The organism is Thiocapsa sp. UBA6158 (assembly GCF_002423035.1).
Taxonomy (GTDB): Bacteria; Pseudomonadota; Gammaproteobacteria; order Chromatiales; family Chromatiaceae; genus Thiocapsa.
In genome coordinates this window covers 1-16,684 of sequence record NZ_DIUM01000063.1, presented here as the reverse complement: position 1 = coordinate 16,684, position 16,684 = coordinate 1, and the positions used below count along the sequence as shown (strand labels likewise).

Here is a 16,684-nt window from a genome sequence, read left to right as displayed (position 1 = left end):
CACAAGTCGGACAGGCTCCTAGGCATCTTCGGGCCCCGCGGACTTGAACGGCAGCGTGGGGACGGAGCCGGCGTTCCGCCCTCGAGTTCTCACCACGACAAGCAAAACATCAACAAGCAGATTGGAGTAAGTGGATGCAGCGCCGCGATTTCATCAAAGGGGTTGGTGCCGGCTCGTTGGCGGTCGGGGCATTGTCCGGCGGGATGCGCTCGGCGCATGCCAAGGCCGAGTACGCGTGGAAGATGGTCACGACCTGGCCAAAGAACTTTCCCGGCCTCGGCACGGGAGCAAACAACCTCGCTGCCTTAATCGGCGAGATGAGCGGCGGGCGGATCGAGGTCAAGGTCTTCGGTGCCGGCGAGCTGGTCCCTGCGTTCGAGATCTTCGATGCGGTCTCGCGCGGGACCGCCGAGATGGGCCACGGCTCGGCCTATTACTGGAAAGGCAAGAGCGAGGCCGCTCAGTTCTTCTCCACCGTGCCTTTCGGTCTGACCGCGCAGGAGATGAACGGCTGGATCTACCACGGCGGCGGGATGGAGCTCTGGACGGAACTCTACGCGCAGTTTGGCTTGGTGCCTGCCCCTGCGGGGAACACCGGCGTTCAGATGGGTGGTTGGTTCAACAAGGAGATCAACTCGGTCGAGGATCTGAAAGGCCTGAAGATGCGCATCCCCGGCCTGGGCGGCGAAGTTCTGGCGCGGGCCGGCGGAACCCCGGTCAACCTTCCCGGAGGGGAGCTCTTCACCGCACTGCAGAACGGTACGATCGATGCCACCGAGTGGGTTGGACCCTACAACGACTTGGCCTTCGGCCTCTACAAGGCGGCCAAGTATTACTACTATCCGGGTTGGCATGAGCCCGGCACCATCCTGGAGGCCATGATCAACAAGAAGGTCTACGATGGGCTGCCGGCGGATCTTCAATCCATCGTCACGAACGCCTGCAAGGTGGTCAATCAGGACATGCTCGCCGAGTACACTGCGCGCAACCCCGTTGCCCTTCAGACGCTCATCACCAAGCACAACGTCGACCTGCGACGGTTTCCAAACGACGTCATCCTCAAGCTGCGAGCACTCTCGGATGATGTCGTCGCCGAGATCGCACAGAAGGATGCGTTCTCCTCCAAGGTCTACAGCTCTTACAAAAAATTCCTTAGCCAGAGCAAGGAGTGGAGCGGGATCGGGGAGTTGGCCTACCTGCAGGCACGCGATCAGGCGTGACCGAATCCGCAAGCAGCAGCGACGGCGCGCAGGGGTTGCCGCTTGCGCTCTACGTGCACACCCCTTGGTGTGTGAGCAAATGTCCCTACTGCGATTTCAACTCGCATGCCGCGGACACCCCGCCGTTCGAACCCTATGTGACACGCCTTCTGGCGGATCTGGATCTCGAGCTCGACCGGGCCGGGGCACGACGGCCGCTGAGCTCGGTGTTTATCGGCGGCGGAACACCCAGCCTGTTTCCCGGCCCGGCCGTGCGGCAACTGCTCGACGGCATTCGGGAGCGTGCCGACCTGCTCCCGGGGATCGAGATCACCCTGGAGGCGAATCCGGGGACGCGCGATGCGGCCCGTTTCGCGGATTACCGCGAGGCAGGGGTCAATCGACTCTCGATCGGTGTGCAAAGTCTATCGGCAGCCCGCTTGCATGCACTCGGACGGATTCACGGACCCGACGAGGTGTACCAGACCCTGCGGATGGCCCGCGCGGCCGGGTTCGACACCATCAATCTGGACATGATGTTTGCGCTGCCCGAGCAGGGGCTCGCGGAGGCGAAGCAGGATCTCGAAGCGCTGCTCACCCTGGAACCCGAGCACATCTCCTACTACCAGCTGACGCTTGAGCCCAACACCGCGTTTCATGCGCACCCGCCCCCCATGCCGGATTCCGACCTGGCCGCCGACATCGCCGAGCAGGGCCTCGAGGACCTAGCGCGAGCCGGCTACCGTCAATACGAGGTCTCCGCCCATGCGCGGGACGGCGCGCGCTGTCGCCACAACCTCAACTACTGGGAGTTCGGCGACTATCTCGGGATCGGTGCGGGCGCCCACGGCAAGCTCACGCAGGAGAGCCCGGGGCGAGGCGGCCGGCAGGTGTCACGAACCGCGAAACACCGCCATCCCTCGGCCTACCTGAACGCATCCATGGACAACTTGGTCGGCAGCACGCGCATCCTTGACGAGCAGGATCTGATTTTCGAGTTTGCACTCAATGCCCTGCGTCTCACCGAGGGATTCCCGTGCGGTCTTTTCACCCGCACCACGGGACTGCCTTGGTCGCGCATCTCGAACATCGTCCGAGGCGCGGAGCACGACGGTATGGTCCGGACCCTTGCCGAGCGCGTCGAGCCTAGCGTTCAGGGTCGCCGTTTCCTCGACGACCTTGTCGCGCGCTTCGCTGCCGAGTCATGATCGGCGTCGGGTCGAGAGGCCGGGGTCGGGAAAGGACGATCGAGGCGCAACACATGGTTGCGGGGTGGTGGCCGGGGTTGTATCCTACTGCGTTCCATTGATTTTTCAGCGCCCGATCGGGGCCAATGCCAACGCCAGGGTCATCATGAAAGAAGGAATCCATCCCAATTACGCCGACGTCAAGGTGGTCTGCAGCTGCGGTAACGAGTTTACGACCCGCTCAACCTTGGGCAAGGAAATGCACGTCGAGGTTTGCTCCTCTTGCCATCCCTTCTACACCGGCAAGCAAAAGGTCCTCGACACCGCCGGGCGCGTCGATAAGTTCAGGCGCAAATACGCGCGCTGATACGCATGCATCGGGCGCTGCCCCGCCCGGCGCATCCCGGCTCGTCGACCGAGCCGGCCCCCCCCCGAGCATGACGTTCGACCCCTTCGGCTGCGCCGCCCGGCGCATCCGCACCAATTGATCACTCCGCCCGGGCTCGTCCCTTGGTCAGCCGTGAATTTTGCAGGGACCTGCTTCGATCGAATCCCCAGCGCACAGCCTGTCGATCGTCCGATTTCATGTCCATCGAGCGACTCCTCCCCTGGCGGGTCACGCATGGAAGTGCCGGTGTAAGATAGGCTCCGGGATCCAGTCCGTCTGATCCCTGAAGAGGCCACGGCGTCAAAGCGGTCCGCGCGACCGTGGTCAACGGACCACTGATCGGAGAAACAGTCACGTGAACAAGATCACCATCATCGGCGCCGGCCGAGTCGGCGAGACGACTGCGCAGATCCTGGCCGAGGAAGAGTTCTGTCGCGAGATCGCTCTCATGGATGTTCGCGAGGGGATCCCCGAGGGGATCGCTCTGGACATCCTCCAAATGGCCCCCTTCTTCGAATTCGATTGCTCGATCAACGGCAGCAACGATCCGCAGATCCTCAGGGATTCCGATCTGGTCATCGTCACTGCCGGACTTCCCCGAAAACCTGGCATGTCCCGCTCGGACGTGCTCGAGGCGAATGTCCGCATCATCGACGGCGTCACCGATCAGATCATGCAGTATGCGCCCGATGCCATGGTGCTGATCGTCTCCAATCCGGTGGATACACTGACCTATCGGGTCGCACAACGCACGGGCTGGGATCGCAATCGGATCTTCGGACAGGCCGGTGTCCTCGACGCCGCGCGCATGGCCAGCTTCATCGCTCAGGAGACCGGTTTTTCGGCGCTAGACATCACGACCATGGTTCTCGGCGGTCACGGCGACACGATGGTGCCCGTGCCGCGGTTTTGCACCATCAACGGGATCCCGATCTCGCACTTCATCTCCGAGGAGCGTATTGCGGCCATTATGGAGCGCACGCGCCAAGGCGGCGCCGAGATCCTTGCCTTGCGAAAGAACTCCAGCGCCTACGATGCACCGGGGGCTGCGGTTGCGGCGATGGTCGACGCCATCGTCAACAACCGCCGGCGACTGCTCTCCTGTGTCGCCCTGCTCGAAGGCGAATACGGCGAGAGCGACATCGCGATGGGCGTCCCCTGCGTTCTGGGCGAGCGGGGGATGGAATCGATTGTGGAGCTGGATCTGAATGCCCACGAACGGGCGGACTTCGACCGCTCGGCGAGCGCGGTACGCGCTGACATCGAACGCCTGCGCAGTCTGTCTCTGTCTTGACGTTGGGCCGATACTTGCTTGGGTCCGTCGAGCCTGACGGGCCGGGTCGACGCATCTTGTTCGAAACAGCAGCGCGGATCGGTACCCGCGGATCACCCCGGCGCATCGGCCTTGCTTGTCGTCACGCCGCAGTCGAGACTCGAGACCAACAACACCAACGCCGACGGGGCGCGACGTCCCGAAGACGGCCAGGAGCGAGCTTATGGCGAACCAAACGATCACCATCACCAACAACGTCACGGGCGAGAGCTTCGACTTCCCGTTACGCTCCGGCAGCGTCGGCCCGTCGGCCGCGGATATCTCCTCTCTCTACAAGGAGGCCGGGATCTTCACGTACGACCCCGGTTTCATGTCCACCGCCAGTTGCCACAGCGCCATCACCTACATCGACGGCGAGGACGGGATCCTGCTCTATCGGGGCTATCCGATCGAGCAGCTCGCGACCAAGGCGAGTTTTCTCGAGGTCGCCTATCTGCTCCTGTACGGCGAGCTGCCCGTGGAAAAGGAGTTGGTCGGGTTCGAGAAGATGATCACCCGTCACACCATGCTCAATGAAAACCTGAAGGATTTCCTGAACGGTTTTCACTATGACGCTCATCCCATGGCGATCCTGATCGGCGTCGTCGGATCCCTCTCCGCCTTCTACCACGACTCGCTGAGCCTCAACGACGCACGCCACCGCGAGATCTCGGCACATCGTCTGATCGCCAAGCTCCCGACCATCGCAGCTGCGGCTTACAAGCACAGCGTCGGCGAGCCGATCATGTATCCACGCAACGACCTACGGTATTGCGCGAACTTCCTGCACATGATGTTCGCCANNGCACGCCGACCACGAGCAAAACGCCAGCACCTCCACGGTACGCCTTGCCGGCAGCTCCGGTGCGAATCCCTTCGCCTGTGTAGCGGCGGGCATCGCCTCGCTGTGGGGTCCGGCACATGGGGGCGCGAACGAGGCCGTCCTGGACATGCTCAACGAGATCGGAGACGTCAAGAATGTGCAGCGCTACATGGAAAAGGCCAAGGACAAGGATGACCCGTTTCGGCTGATGGGTTTCGGACATCGGGTCTACAAGAACTATGATCCGCGCGCGAAGATCATTCGCGAGGTCTGCCACCAGGTGCTCGAAGAGCTCGCCGACACCGACAACCCATTGTTCGAATTAGCGATGAAGCTCGAAGAGATCGCTCTGAGCGACGAGTATTTCGTCGAGCGGAAGCTCTATCCGAACGTCGACTTTTATTCCGGGATCATCTATCAGGCGCTCGGAATACCGCGCAACATGTTCACCGTGATGTTCGCGGTCGCGCGCACGGTCGGCTGGGTATCGCATTGGATGGAAATGATGTCCGACCCCAACAACCGTATCGGCCGCCCCCGTCAGATCTATCACGGCCCCACCCAAAGAGACTATCTGCCGATCTCGAAACGTTAGAGAAACCCCGATTCGGGGGTGTTTTCTAGGCGCCGAACGCGATCAATCGCGCCACCTCATGCCGATCCGCGCCGCGCTGCGGGCGCTCGGTCACGGGATCCAAAGGGGGATTGCGCAAGGCCCGTCGCGGCAGCACGACCAGCTCGACCGGCAGCTCCCCCGCCATGAAGCGAAAGACCGGATGAACGCAACGCGCGCCACCGGGATACCGCATCGAGCGCTCTGCCTCGCGCCAGGGGATGCGCAGGTCGAGCAATGTAAAGATCACGTCTTCGGCGCGGTCGGCAAACAGCAGCAGGTCGATGCCCGACCCGGAGCCGAGCGCACCGCTGAGCGCACCGCCGACCAGTCGAGGCGCGAACAGCTCAAGCTGCTCCATCGCCTGGAGGGCCGCGGCCCGGAGGCGTTGCAACGCTTCCTCGTCGGCTCGGCCCATAAAGAGCCGACGCTGCGCTAGAACCGCGTCCTGCACCGCCTCGTTGCTCGGCCAATGACGCCGATCCGGCACACCGATGCGTTCGGCCGCCTTCCGTCTGGCCTTGTCGTAATCCTCCAAGCCTTGGTCGAGGACGATGCGAGCGGCCTCGTAGGCAAGTCGCTCGCGCTGTGCATGGATCCGTTCTCTCGTCGGCATGGCGTACCTCATTCCCGTGCATCTCGGCATCGGCGCATCGTTCGTGCGCTCAAACTCCGCGCATCGGCGTGGAGCGTGTCTATAATGGAGCCCAGCCAAGGCTCGCCCCCGGTGGGGATTCGGGCGCCCTCGGCAAAACGCCCCGTCGGCTCGGGGACTCGCGCGGCGAGCCGTATTAAACCGCGTCCCGAGCGAGATGCTTGTTTTCGAGTGAGCTCGACGTTTGCCGCATCCACAACCATTAGCAAGGACGCGGTTTAGAACGGAAATCACCTGGGGAAATGGCGATGTTCGGCCTCAGCAGCAAAATAAAACCCCTCGTCGGGATCGATATCAGCTCAACCGCAATTAAGCTCATCGAGTTGTCGCGATTGCCCGTCCAGACTGCCGCGGCGTTTCGTGTGGAGCATTTCGCGATCGAGCCGCTTCCTCCGGATGCCCTGATCGAGAAGAAGATCGCTGATGTCGAACGTGTGGCAGCAACCATCCGCAAGGCCGTCGGCCGCACCGGAACGCGCGCGAAACGCGCGGCGGTGGCCGTGGCCGGCTCGGCGGTGATCACCAAGGTGATCGCCATGGCCGGAACCCTCAGCGACGCCGAGATGGAGAACCAGATCCAGCTCGAGGCCGATCAATACATTCCATATCCGTTGGAAGAGGTCAATCTCGACTTCCAGGTCGTGGGCCCGACGAAGGGCAACCCCTCGATGGTCGACGTGCTGTTGGTCGCCTCGCGTCAAGAAAACGTCGACGACCGCGTCGGCGTGCTGGAGGCGTCCGGGTTGACCCCGGCCGTCGTCGACGTCGAGGCCTACGCGATGGAGAACGCCTGCTCGCTGATCCTCGCCGAGGAAGCGGGAACCGAGACCAATCTCAAGTCCGCTCGAACCGTCGCCGTGGCCGACGTCGGTGCCGCGACGACGACGCTGCATGTCATGCACGAGGGCCAGATCGTCTATACCCGCGAGCAGAACTTCGGGGGTCAACAACTGCTCGAAGAGGTCCAGCGCCGCTACGGCCTGTCCCGCGAGGTGGCCTTAAGCAGGATTCTCGAGGGCGATGTCGCGCAGGGATACGAGACCGACGTGCTCGGGCCCTTCAAGGAGGCATTGGCGCAACAGATCGGTCGTGCGCTGCAGTTCTTTTATTCCGGAACCAGCTTCAATCACGTCGATCGGATCCTGCTTGCCGGTCGACCGGCAAGCATCCCGGGGATCGATGTCCTGATGGCGGAACGCCTCAAGCTGCCGGCCGCCGTCGCCAATCCCTTTCGCGGAATGTCGATCTCGCCCAGCGTCAACACCCGGGAGTTGATGCGGGAGGCTCCCGGAATGATGGTCGCTGTTGGATTGGCCTTACGAGGCTTCGACTAGATGACGCGCATCAACCTCCTGCCTTGGCGAGAAGAGGCGCGGCAACGGCGACACAAGGAGTTTGCCGACGCTGGAGGTCTCGCGCTGGTCTTCACGCTGCTTCTGGCGGTGTTGGTCCACCTGCAGATCGAGGAGAGGATCGGCGATCAGCAGGCCCGAAATCAGCTTCTGGAGGGCGAGATCGCGCAACTGAACCGTCAGATCAAAGAGATCGAAGATCTCGAGAAGATCAAGGCGGATCTCCTCTCGCGCATGGAGATTATCCAAGAGCTTCAAGAGAGCCGCCCGGAGATCGTGCGCCTGTTCGACGAGTTGGTGGTCGCGATTCCCGAAGGCGTTTATCTCACCAAGCTCGAGCAGAACGGACGGGCCGTCGTCGTCGAAGGACATGCCCAGTCCAATGCGCGCGTCTCGGCCTTTATGCGAAGCATCGAGGCATCGGAATGGATCGGCAGCCCTCGGTTACTTTTGATCGAGGACAAGACCGGGACGGGCTTGAGCCAGTTTCGATTGGCCTTCGATCAGGTCAGCCCCGCGGCAAGCCCGGCATCGACGCAGATGTACCACCCTGAGGACAAACGGTCGGGGATGCGACTCCTGGCCGACAGTCGCCGATGACGGGGCAAGCGGAGACCTTCGGATGGATTTGAGCGAGCTCAACCAACTCGATCTCAACAACGTCGGCGAGTGGCCGATCGCGGTGAAGGCCGTCGCGATCTTGCTCGCCTGTATCGCCTTGGCCGGAGCGGTCTTCTATTTCGACACGCAGGAGCAGTTGAGTCGGCTCGATCGCGCCGAGGCGACCGAGCGGGATCTGCGCGCATCCTTCGAGACCAAGCAGCGCAAGGCGGCGAATCTCGAGGAGTATCGCCAGCAGATCGAGGAGATGAAGGAGTCCTTCGGGGCGATGCTCCGTCAGCTGCCGAACCGAACGGAGGTCGCATCGCTCTTGGTCGATGTCTCTCAAACCGGGCTCGCCGCGGGGCTTGAGTTCGAGCTGTTTCAACCGGGCAGCGAGCAGCTGAAGGACTTCTACGCCGAGCTGCCGATCCAGATTCGAGTCACCGGCAGCTATCACGACTTCGGACGCTTCGTGAGCGGATTGGCATCCTTGCCGCGCATCGTGACGGTCCACGACACCAAGATCAGCGATACCGGCGCAACGACCGGCAGCGTTGCGGCGAAGCTGTCGCTGCAGGCAACGGTGAAGACCTATCGCTATCTCGACGAGGACGCCGAACAGTGAGCAGGCGACTTCACGCGACCTGCGTACTCGGGGCGCTGGTCTTGACGGCGTTGCTCTTGTGGGGCTGCGACCGCAGCGGAACGCAGGAGCTGCGGTCCTACATCGACGAGGTCAGAGCCCGTCCCCCCGGGCCAATCGAGCCATTGCCCGAGATTCAACCCGTCCATGCCTTCGTCTTCGAGTCCGAAGGGCGACGCGATCCTTTCGTGATGGACACGCAAACCGCGACGGCGGCCGGGGCGGACAACAGCCTCGCCCCGGATCCGCTTCGACCCGAGGAAGAACTCGAGAGTTATCCCTTGGATTCGCTGCGTATGGTGGGTACGGTCCAGCAGCAAGAGACCCGATGGGCCTTGGTTCGAACACGCGAAGGCTTGGTATATCGCGTACGGGTCGGGAATTATCTCGGAATGAACAACGGACAGATCGTCGGCATCACCGACGACACTGTCCGGTTGACGGAGATCGTCTCCGAAGTACCCGGCGATTGGCGCGAACGTTCGGCCGAACTCAAACTCACCCCGTGACAGGCAGAGGCATGGCGCGATGAACAGCCCCTATCGACCGAGCCCGCGCGGACCTCGCGGCATCCTACGACGGGTGCTCCGGTATGCGGCCCTGCTCGGTTTGTCCATCGGCGCGGCAAAGGTTGCAGCTGTGGATCTCACCGACGTTCAATTTGCGGCGCAGCCGGGAAACCGCGTCGAGATCCAGCTCCTCTTCTCCGGACCGGTCAGCGCTCCCCGAACCTTCGATACGGTGTCGCCCGCCCGGATCGCGCTCGACTTCGAGGGCGTCGCCAACCGACTCGAGCGCAGAGCCATCCCGATCGGCGTCGGTCCGGTCCATAGCCTGGTCGCGGTGGAGGCAAGCGATCGCGCCCGTGTCGTAATCAACTTGAACGATTCGGTCCCCTATCGGGTCACGACCGAAGGCAATCGGGTGCGCGTGGATATCGACGCCCGGAGCGAGCCGGAGGCGGCGCGGCCTGCGCCGCCGGCACCCGCGACCGCGCGAGCACAGCCCCGGGCACCGGTGTCCGCACCTTGGGATCGTCCCGCCTCCGACGGAGGCGCGGCCCCGGGGCCGAGCGTTCGCGACATCGATTTCCGCCGCGGTCCAGAGGGCGAGGGCCGTGTCCTGATCAGGCTCCCGAGCGTAACCACCCGCGTCACCGTGCGGGAGCAGGGGAGTCGCGTCCTGGTCGACATCATCGACGCGGCCCTGCCGCAGCGCCTGTTCCGTCGGCTCGACGTCGTAGACTTCGCGACACCTGTCGTGGCGATCGAGTCCCGGCCCAAAGGACGCAACGTCGAGGTCAATGTCCAGACCGGCAGCGACTTCGAGTACATGGCCTACCAGACGGACGAGCTGTTCACCTTGGAGCTGCGACCGCTGACCTCGGCCGAAAAGGAGCGTCTCGCGCGTGAGAAGGTCGTCTACGACGGGGAGCGACTCTCGCTGAACTTCCAGGACATCGAGGTCCGGGCGGTCCTCCAGCTGCTCGCCGACTTCACCGATCTGAACCTGGTGGCGAGCGATTCGGTGGCCGGTAACATCACCTTGCGTTTGAAGAACGTGCCCTGGGATCAGGCGCTCGACATCATCCTCAAGACCAAGAACCTGACCAAGCGCCAGGACGGCAATGTCATCATGGTCGGCCCCTTCGACGAGATCGTCGGGCATGAGGAGCGCACCCTGACCGCCGATCAGCGCCTTGAAGAATTGGCGCCGATCCGTTCGGAGTTCATCCCGGTCAAGTTCGCCAAGGCGGCCGAGATTGCCGCATTCATCCGTGGTGCATCCAGCCTTCAATCGTCGGTCAGCTCGCAAGGGGGCAGCAGCCCGATCGGGCGCGACACCCGCCAACTCGATCGCACCGTGAGCGAATCCACGAAAGACTCGATCCTGACCCCCGGGCGCGGCAGCGTGACCTTCGACGAGCGCACCAATACGCTGCTGGTCATGGATACCTCTGCGCGTCTGAATCAGATCCGCGAGATCGTGGCGCGTCTGGACATCCCGGTTCGGCAGGTGATGATCGAGTCGCGCGTGGTCATCGCCAACAACGACTTCACGCGTGATCTGGGTGTGCGGTTCGGTCTCGCGACCTCGATGGGTGCCTTGTACAACAACGAGATGCTCATCGGCGGCGGGCTTCCCGGCAATCTCGTTGGAGGCCAAAACTATGACGCCGGGCCCTTCGGACTCAATACCTCCGGCCAACCGAACAACTCGATCATCGTCAATCCAGTCGACGAAGATCCCGCCCCATCCCTGCTGGTGAATCTCCCGGCGACGGACCCGGCTGGTGCGGTGAACTTCTTGATCGGCAAGGTCGGCTCCTATCTGCTTCAGTTGGAGCTCTCGGCGATGCAACGCGAGGGACGCGGCGAGGTGATCTCAAGTCCGCGCGTCATTACCTCCGACCAGAAGGAGGCGAGGATCGAGGTCGGCAAAAGGATCCCTTACCCGACCGTCTCTCAGAACGGGACGAACGTCGAATTCGAGAACGCCACCCTCAGTTTAACGGTAACGCCCGCGATCACGCCGGATGACCGGATCATCATGGATCTGATCGTGACCAAGGACGAGCCCGATTTCAGCCGAGTCGTCGAGGGCACGCCGACCATCAACACCCGCGAGATCGAAACCAGGGTCTTGGTCGACAACGGAGAGACCGTCGTCTTGGGCGGTGTCTACGAGCGCACCAAGATCTTCGCCAAAGAGCAGGTTCCCTGGATCGGGGATGTCCCGGTCCTCGGGCGACTCTTCAAGCGAGAGGCTCGCGAGGACAACAACTCGGAGCTCCTGATCTTCGTCACGCCCAAGATCCTCAAGGGCGACCTGGTTGGAAACGAGTGAAGCCGTGCAGAGATTCCGAGACGGCCCGAGATCGTTGTCGTTGTCGTATCGAGGGTCGATTACGACAACGAACGGTCTCGACACACCTGCCATGCTGCACTCGCGCCCTTGAGCAGCAACCTCAACCCGCAGCGAAACCGATGGAGCTCAGAGGATTGCGCTTGATCTCGCGTTGTCTCGATCGGGCTGTGATCGACCGCTCCGGCGCTCGCTCCCCGCTTGCGTCGTTTTTCTTACCGCGCTTGGGTCGGGCGTCGTTGCCCTTGCCCGCGCGCCGAAAATCTGGCATACCTTTCTTATGATGCGCGCACAGAACATTTTTATCGTCGGGCCGATGGGCGCCGGCAAGAGTACCGTCGGACGGCAGCTTGCCGAGACGCTGTCCTACACCTTCAAAGACAGCGACCAGGAGATCCAGCGCCGCACGGGCGTGGACATCCCGACCATCTTCGAGTTCGAGGGCGAAACCGGCTTTCGTGCCCGCGAGCGCCAAGTGATCGAGGAGCTGGTGAGCGAGGAGCGGATCGTGCTCGCGACCGGCGGCGGGGTCATCTTGTCGGCGGAGAATCGGCAAGACTTGGCGGCGCGCGGCGTCGTCATCTATCTGCATTGCAGCCCGGAGCAGCAGTACGCTCGCACCGCTCGCGACCGGAATCGCCCCTTGTTGGACACGGAGGATCCACTCGCGAAACTACGCGAGCTGATGGAGGAGCGCGAGCCGCTCTATCGCCAAGTCGCCGATATGGTCGTGTCGACCGAAAAGCGCGGCACCAGCTCCGTGGTCAAGGAGATCTCTCGACGCTTGGAGTCCGAAGAGATCTGAACCGCGCCCGGAAGACCTGGACGAGAGCACCGCTCACGTCCGGGCAGCATGATCGGAGAAACGCCATGTCCTGGAGCCTTACCGTCGCCCTCGGGGCGCGTGCTTATCCCATTCACATCGGTTCCGGCCTGCTCTCGGATCCGGATCTCTACCGTCCGCATCTGCTCGGCTCGCAGGTCATGATCGTGACCAACGAGACGGTCGCGCCCCTGTATCTGGAAGCGGTTCGCGCTGCGCTGGAGGGTTATCACGTCGGCGAGGTGGTGCTGCCCGACGGCGAGCAATACAAGACGATGGAGGTCTGGAACCGGATCTTCGATGCCTTGCTTCAGGCGCGTTTCGGACGTGATTGCACCCTGGTGGCGCTCGGCGGGGGCGTGGTGGGGGACATGACGGGGTTCGCCGCCGCCTGTTATCAGCGCGGGGTCGGCTTCATTCAGGTACCCACGACCCTGTTGGCACAGGTCGACTCCTCCGTCGGGGGCAAGACCGGCATCAACCATCCGTCCGGTAAGAACATGATCGGGGCCTTCCACCAGCCTCGAGCGGTGATCGCAGATACCTCGACCTTGGCGACATTGCCGCAGCGCGAGCTCTCGGCCGGATTGGCCGAGGTTCTGAAATACGGGCTCATCCGCGACGCGACCTTTCTCTCTTGGCTGGAAACGCACATGGCCGAGCTGCTTGCGCGCGATGCCGACGCCTTGGCCTACATCATCCGCCGCTCCTGCGAGATCAAGGCTGAGATCGTCGCGGAGGACGAGCTCGAGGCCGGGCAGCGCGCGCTGCTCAACCTCGGACACACCTTCGGACACGCCATCGAGACCGCGACTGGTTACGGCAACTGGCTGCACGGCGAGGCGGTCGGGGTCGGAATCTGCATGGCAGCCGATCTATCCGCCCGCATGGGTTGGCTCACCGACGTAGACGTCGACTGGGTCCGCCGGCTGGTGGCCAGCGCAGGTCTTCCAGTTGCCGCACCGAACGAGCTCTCCGCCGATCGCTTTCTCGAGCTCATGGCGGTCGATAAAAAGGTCCAGGACGGTCGACTGCGCCTGGTTCTCCTTCAACACCCCGGAGACGCTCTGGTCACGGGCGACGTCGACCCGCACCTGCTGCGAGCGACCCTCGACGCCGCGGCTTCCTGAGATCGCGCTCACCCGCACCGATTTAGAGCGGCCGGAACGCCTCGCGCACAACGGTGGGGCGTTGCTGCGTCCGGTCGTACTCGCCCGATCCTCTGCACAAGCAGGCGCCGTAGAGGGTTGAACGTCCGCGCTCTCGGCACGCATAGACCGACTCTGCACGGAGCGAGCGTACTCGGCCAGGACCTGATTGATTTCGGCAGATGTGGCATAGCATCTGCTAAGCCGTTATCCTCCGGGGCCTTGCGGTGACCCGGCCGAGATCGTCGTCTCTCCCGGTCGATGTAAAACGACTTCCCCGTTCGAAATGACGACACGATTGTGATGTCGGGCTTCGGTTGCGACAATTACTCACAGGTTTGAAGGTGTAAGCGCGCGGGTCGCGACTGCACAATCCCCGGCAACATGTTTTTCGTATCAGCGAGGTCAATCATGAGCCTTCGTGCCTATCCGCCCGCACAGGGTCTCTATGACCCGACCAACGAACGCGACTCCTGCGGGGTCGGCTTCGTCTGCAACATCAAGAATACCAAGAGCCACGCGATCGTCCGGCAGGGGCTGGAGATCCTGGAACGTCTTGCCCACCGCGGCGCGGTCGGCGCGGATCCCAAGGCTGGCGACGGTGCCGGCATCCTGGTGCAGATCCCGGACGCCTTTCTGCGTGCGCAGGTCTCGTTCGAGCTCCCCTCGGTCGGCGAATACGGCGTCGGTATGGTGTTTCTGCCCCGCGACGCGGATGCGCGCGGCTTGATGCAGGACATCATCGATCGCCACGTGCGGGAAGGCGGACAGCGGGTGCTGGGTTGGCGCGATGTTCCGGTCGACAACAGCGATCTGGGCAAGAGCGTGCTCCCGACCGAGCCACTGGTCCAACAGGTGTTCATCGCTCGGGGCGAGAACTGTGCCGATCAGGACGCCTTCGAGCGCAAGCTCTTTGTCATCCGCAAGCGGATGGACAACGAGATCCGCGGCTCCGGATACGATCAGACCTCCTACTACACGGCCTCGCTGTCCTCGCGCACGCTCAACTACAAGGGCATGCTGCTTGCCGACCAGGTCGGCAACTATTATCTCGATCTCTCCGACGAGCGCTTCGAATCCGCCATCGCGCTGGTGCATCAACGCTTTTCGACCAATACCTTCCCGACCTGGGATCTGGCTCAGCCGTTTCGCATGATCTGCCACAACGGCGAGATCAACACCCTGCGCGGCAACGTCAACTGGATGGCCGCGCGCCGGCACACCATGCGCTCGGACATCCTCGGCGACGATCTCGACGCCATCTGGCCGCTGATCCCGGAAGGTCAGTCGGACTCCGCGTGCTTCGACAATGCGCTCGAGCTGCTGGTGATGGGCGGCTACTCGCTCGCGCACGCCATGATGGTGCTGATCCCCGAAGCCTGGACCGGCAATCGCTTGATGGACGAGAAGCGTCGCGCCTTCTACGAGTATCATACGGCTCTGATGGAGCCCTGGGATGGTCCGGCTGCGGTCGCCTTCACGGATGGGCGCCAGATCGGCGCGACGCTGGATCGCAACGGTCTGCGTCCGGCGCGCTATCTGGTCACCAGAGACGACATGGTCGTGATGGCCTCCGAGATGGGCGTGCTCGACATCGCCGAGGAGCGCATCGTCAAGAAATGGCGTCTGCAGCCCGGCAAGATGCTCCTGATCGACCTGGAGCAGGGCCGCATCATCGACGATGTCGAGATCAAGACCCAGCTCGCCGAGGCCAAGCCCTACGGAGAATGGCTCAAGAAGACGCAGATCCGACTCGACGAGCTGCCGACCAGTGTCGGACCCATGTCGCCGGACGATGCGACCCTGCTGGACGCCCAGCAGGCCTTCGGCTACACCCAGGAAGACATCAAATTCCTGTTGAGCCCGATGATCCTCACGGGACAAGAAGCCGTCGGCTCGATGGGTGCGGATAATCCGCCGTCGGTGCTTTCGAACCGTCCCAAGCATCTTTCGACCTATTTCAAGCAAAATTTCGCGCAGGTCACCAATCCGCCGATCGACCCGATCCGCGAAGAGCTGGTGATGTCGCTGGTGTGCATGATCGGGCCACGCCCGAACCTCCTGGGGATCAACGAGGCCGGCAAGCACTGGCGTCTGGAGACCCCGCAGCCGGTGTTGACCAATCAAGACCTGGAGCGGATTCGACACATTGAGTACAGCGCCGGGGCGGCGTTCCGGACCCGCACGCTCGACATGGTCTACCCCGCGACGCAGGGTGCCGAGGGTATGGGCTCGGCGCTCGATCGACTCTGCGAGCAGGCCGAGAAGGCGGTTTTGGCCGGCTACAACATCCTGATCCTATCGGATCGCAACACCAATCTCGACCACATCCCGATCCCGGCACTACTCGCCACCTCGTCGGTGCATCACCATCTCATCCGACGCGGTCTGCGCACCAGCTCGGGCATCGTGGTCGAAACCGGTGCCGCCTTGGAGGTTCATCACTTCGCCACGCTGGAGGGCTACGGCGCCGAGGCGATCAACCCCTATCTCGCTTTCGACACCATCCAGTCGCTGCTGCCCCATCTTCCCGAGCCGCTGACCTTCGAAGAGGCCCAGAAGCGCTACATCAAGGCGATCGGCAAGGGGCTGCTCAAGGTCATGTCGAAGATGGGCATCTCGATGCTCGAGTCCTATTGCGGAGCACAGATCTTCGACGCGATCGGGCTGAACACGCCTTTTATCCAGCGCTACTTCACCGGCACCCAATCGAAGGTGGAAGGGATCGGTCTGAAGGAGATCGCCGAGGAGGCGGTGCGCTGGCACGCACAAGCCTACGGACGCGAGCAGATCTACCGCAAACACCTGGATGTCGGCGGGGACTACGCCTATCGACTGCGCGGCGAGGATCATGTCTGGACCCCCGAAACCATCTCGAAGCTTCAGCATGCGACCCGTGCGAAGAGCTTCGAGACCTTCGGTGAATACTCCCGCCTGATCAACGACCAGTCCGAGCGACTCCTGACCTTGCGCGGCCTCATGGAGCTGAAGTTCGCACCCGAGCCGATCCCGATCGAGGAGGTCGAGCCGGCCAGCGCCATCGTCAAACGTTTCGCGACCGGCGCCATGTCCT

13 protein-coding genes and 1 pseudogene are annotated in these 16,684 nt (G+C 62.9%); 13 read left to right on the top strand and 1 reads right to left on the bottom strand.

Going from position 1 to position 16,684, the window contains the following annotated elements:
• The first annotated feature begins 134 nt into the window (after window positions 1-134).
• The 5 genes and pseudogenes from B4N44_RS08955 to B4N44_RS08935 all read left to right on the top strand — a co-directional run bounded on the left by B4N44_RS08955 (window position 135) and on the right by B4N44_RS08935 (window position 5,504).
• Entirely contained in the window at window positions 135-1,220 is a 1,086-nt protein-coding gene (locus B4N44_RS08955; RefSeq protein ID WP_296699605.1) for a TRAP transporter substrate-binding protein, read from the top strand.
• Window positions 1,217-2,407 carry a radical SAM family heme chaperone HemW gene (hemW, locus tag B4N44_RS08950; protein ID WP_296699603.1) on the top strand — a complete coding sequence of 397 codons (1,191 nt, stop codon included), beginning with the start codon at window positions 1,217-1,219 and terminating at the stop codon, window positions 2,405-2,407. The genes B4N44_RS08955 and hemW overlap by 4 nt, the downstream gene beginning before the upstream one ends.
• A 145-nt stretch (window positions 2,408-2,552) precedes the next feature.
• Window positions 2,553-2,753: a 50S ribosomal protein L31 gene (rpmE, locus tag B4N44_RS08945; RefSeq protein ID WP_093192065.1), complete on the top strand. Its 201-nt coding sequence runs from the start codon at window positions 2,553-2,555 to the stop codon at window positions 2,751-2,753.
• 376 nt (window positions 2,754-3,129) lie between these two features.
• Window positions 3,130-4,068: a malate dehydrogenase gene (gene mdh, locus B4N44_RS08940; protein WP_296699592.1), complete on the top strand. Its 939-nt coding sequence runs from the start codon at window positions 3,130-3,132 to the stop codon at window positions 4,066-4,068.
• A 202-nt stretch (window positions 4,069-4,270) separates the two neighbouring features.
• Window positions 4,271-5,504, top strand: a pseudogene (locus B4N44_RS08935) (type II citrate synthase).
• 25 nt (window positions 5,505-5,529) lie between these two features.
• On the opposite strand, the gene B4N44_RS08930 reads toward B4N44_RS08935, so the two are convergent.
• The gene (locus B4N44_RS08930; RefSeq protein ID WP_296699589.1) at window positions 5,530-6,138 is read right to left on the bottom strand and encodes a hypothetical protein; all 609 of its coding nucleotides are present in this window, start codon (window positions 6,136-6,138) and stop codon (window positions 5,530-5,532) included.
• A 287-nt stretch (window positions 6,139-6,425) separates the two neighbouring features.
• On the opposite strand from B4N44_RS08930, the gene B4N44_RS08925 reads away from it, so the two are divergent.
• From B4N44_RS08925 to B4N44_RS08890, 8 genes are all read left to right on the top strand, one after another.
• Window positions 6,426-7,511, top strand: a complete 1,086-nt coding sequence (locus tag B4N44_RS08925; RefSeq protein ID WP_296699586.1) for a pilus assembly protein PilM — start codon at window positions 6,426-6,428, stop codon at window positions 7,509-7,511.
• Window positions 7,512-8,129 (top strand): PilN domain-containing protein, encoded by a 618-nt coding sequence (locus B4N44_RS08920; protein WP_296699583.1) that lies wholly within the window; start codon window positions 7,512-7,514, stop codon window positions 8,127-8,129.
• 22 nt (window positions 8,130-8,151) lie between these two features.
• The gene (locus tag B4N44_RS08915; protein WP_296699580.1) at window positions 8,152-8,757 is read left to right on the top strand and encodes a type 4a pilus biogenesis protein PilO; all 606 of its coding nucleotides are present in this window, start codon (window positions 8,152-8,154) and stop codon (window positions 8,755-8,757) included.
• Window positions 8,754-9,284, top strand: coding sequence for a pilus assembly protein PilP (locus B4N44_RS08910; protein ID WP_296699578.1), 531 nt, complete (start codon window positions 8,754-8,756; stop codon window positions 9,282-9,284). The genes B4N44_RS08915 and B4N44_RS08910 overlap by 4 nt, the downstream gene beginning before the upstream one ends.
• A 19-nt stretch (window positions 9,285-9,303) precedes the next feature.
• Window positions 9,304-11,622: a type IV pilus secretin PilQ gene (gene pilQ / locus B4N44_RS08905; RefSeq protein WP_296699575.1), complete on the top strand. Its 2,319-nt coding sequence runs from the start codon at window positions 9,304-9,306 to the stop codon at window positions 11,620-11,622.
• A gap of 298 nt (window positions 11,623-11,920) precedes the next feature.
• Window positions 11,921-12,445, top strand: coding sequence for a shikimate kinase AroK (aroK, locus tag B4N44_RS08900; RefSeq protein WP_093034165.1), 525 nt, complete (start codon window positions 11,921-11,923; stop codon window positions 12,443-12,445).
• 65 nt (window positions 12,446-12,510) lie between these two features.
• On the top strand, window positions 12,511-13,593 hold the full coding sequence (gene aroB, locus B4N44_RS08895) for a 3-dehydroquinate synthase (protein ID WP_296699567.1): 1,083 nt from the start codon (window positions 12,511-12,513) through the stop codon (window positions 13,591-13,593).
• A gap of 429 nt (window positions 13,594-14,022) precedes the next feature.
• The coding region (locus B4N44_RS08890) for a glutamate synthase central domain-containing protein (RefSeq protein WP_296699564.1) at window positions 14,023-16,684 on the top strand (2,662 nt) is incomplete at its 3' end.

Coding starts and splice junctions, on each gene's coding strand:
- B4N44_RS08955 (WP_296699605.1), top strand. CDS start 135: ATGCAGCGCCGCGATTTCATCAAAGGGGTTGGTGCCGGCTCGTTGGCG.
- rpmE (WP_093192065.1), top strand. CDS start 2,553: ATGAAAGAAGGAATCCATCCCAATTACGCCGACGTCAAGGTGGTCTGC.
- B4N44_RS08930 (WP_296699589.1), bottom strand. CDS start 6,138: ATGCCGACGAGAGAACGGATCCATGCACAGCGCGAGCGACTTGCCTAC.
- B4N44_RS08925 (WP_296699586.1), top strand. CDS start 6,426: ATGTTCGGCCTCAGCAGCAAAATAAAACCCCTCGTCGGGATCGATATC.
- B4N44_RS08920 (WP_296699583.1), top strand. CDS start 7,512: ATGACGCGCATCAACCTCCTGCCTTGGCGAGAAGAGGCGCGGCAACGG.
- B4N44_RS08915 (WP_296699580.1), top strand. CDS start 8,152: ATGGATTTGAGCGAGCTCAACCAACTCGATCTCAACAACGTCGGCGAG.
- pilQ (WP_296699575.1), top strand. CDS start 9,304: ATGAACAGCCCCTATCGACCGAGCCCGCGCGGACCTCGCGGCATCCTA.
- aroK (WP_093034165.1), top strand. CDS start 11,921: ATGATGCGCGCACAGAACATTTTTATCGTCGGGCCGATGGGCGCCGGC.
- aroB (WP_296699567.1), top strand. CDS start 12,511: ATGTCCTGGAGCCTTACCGTCGCCCTCGGGGCGCGTGCTTATCCCATT.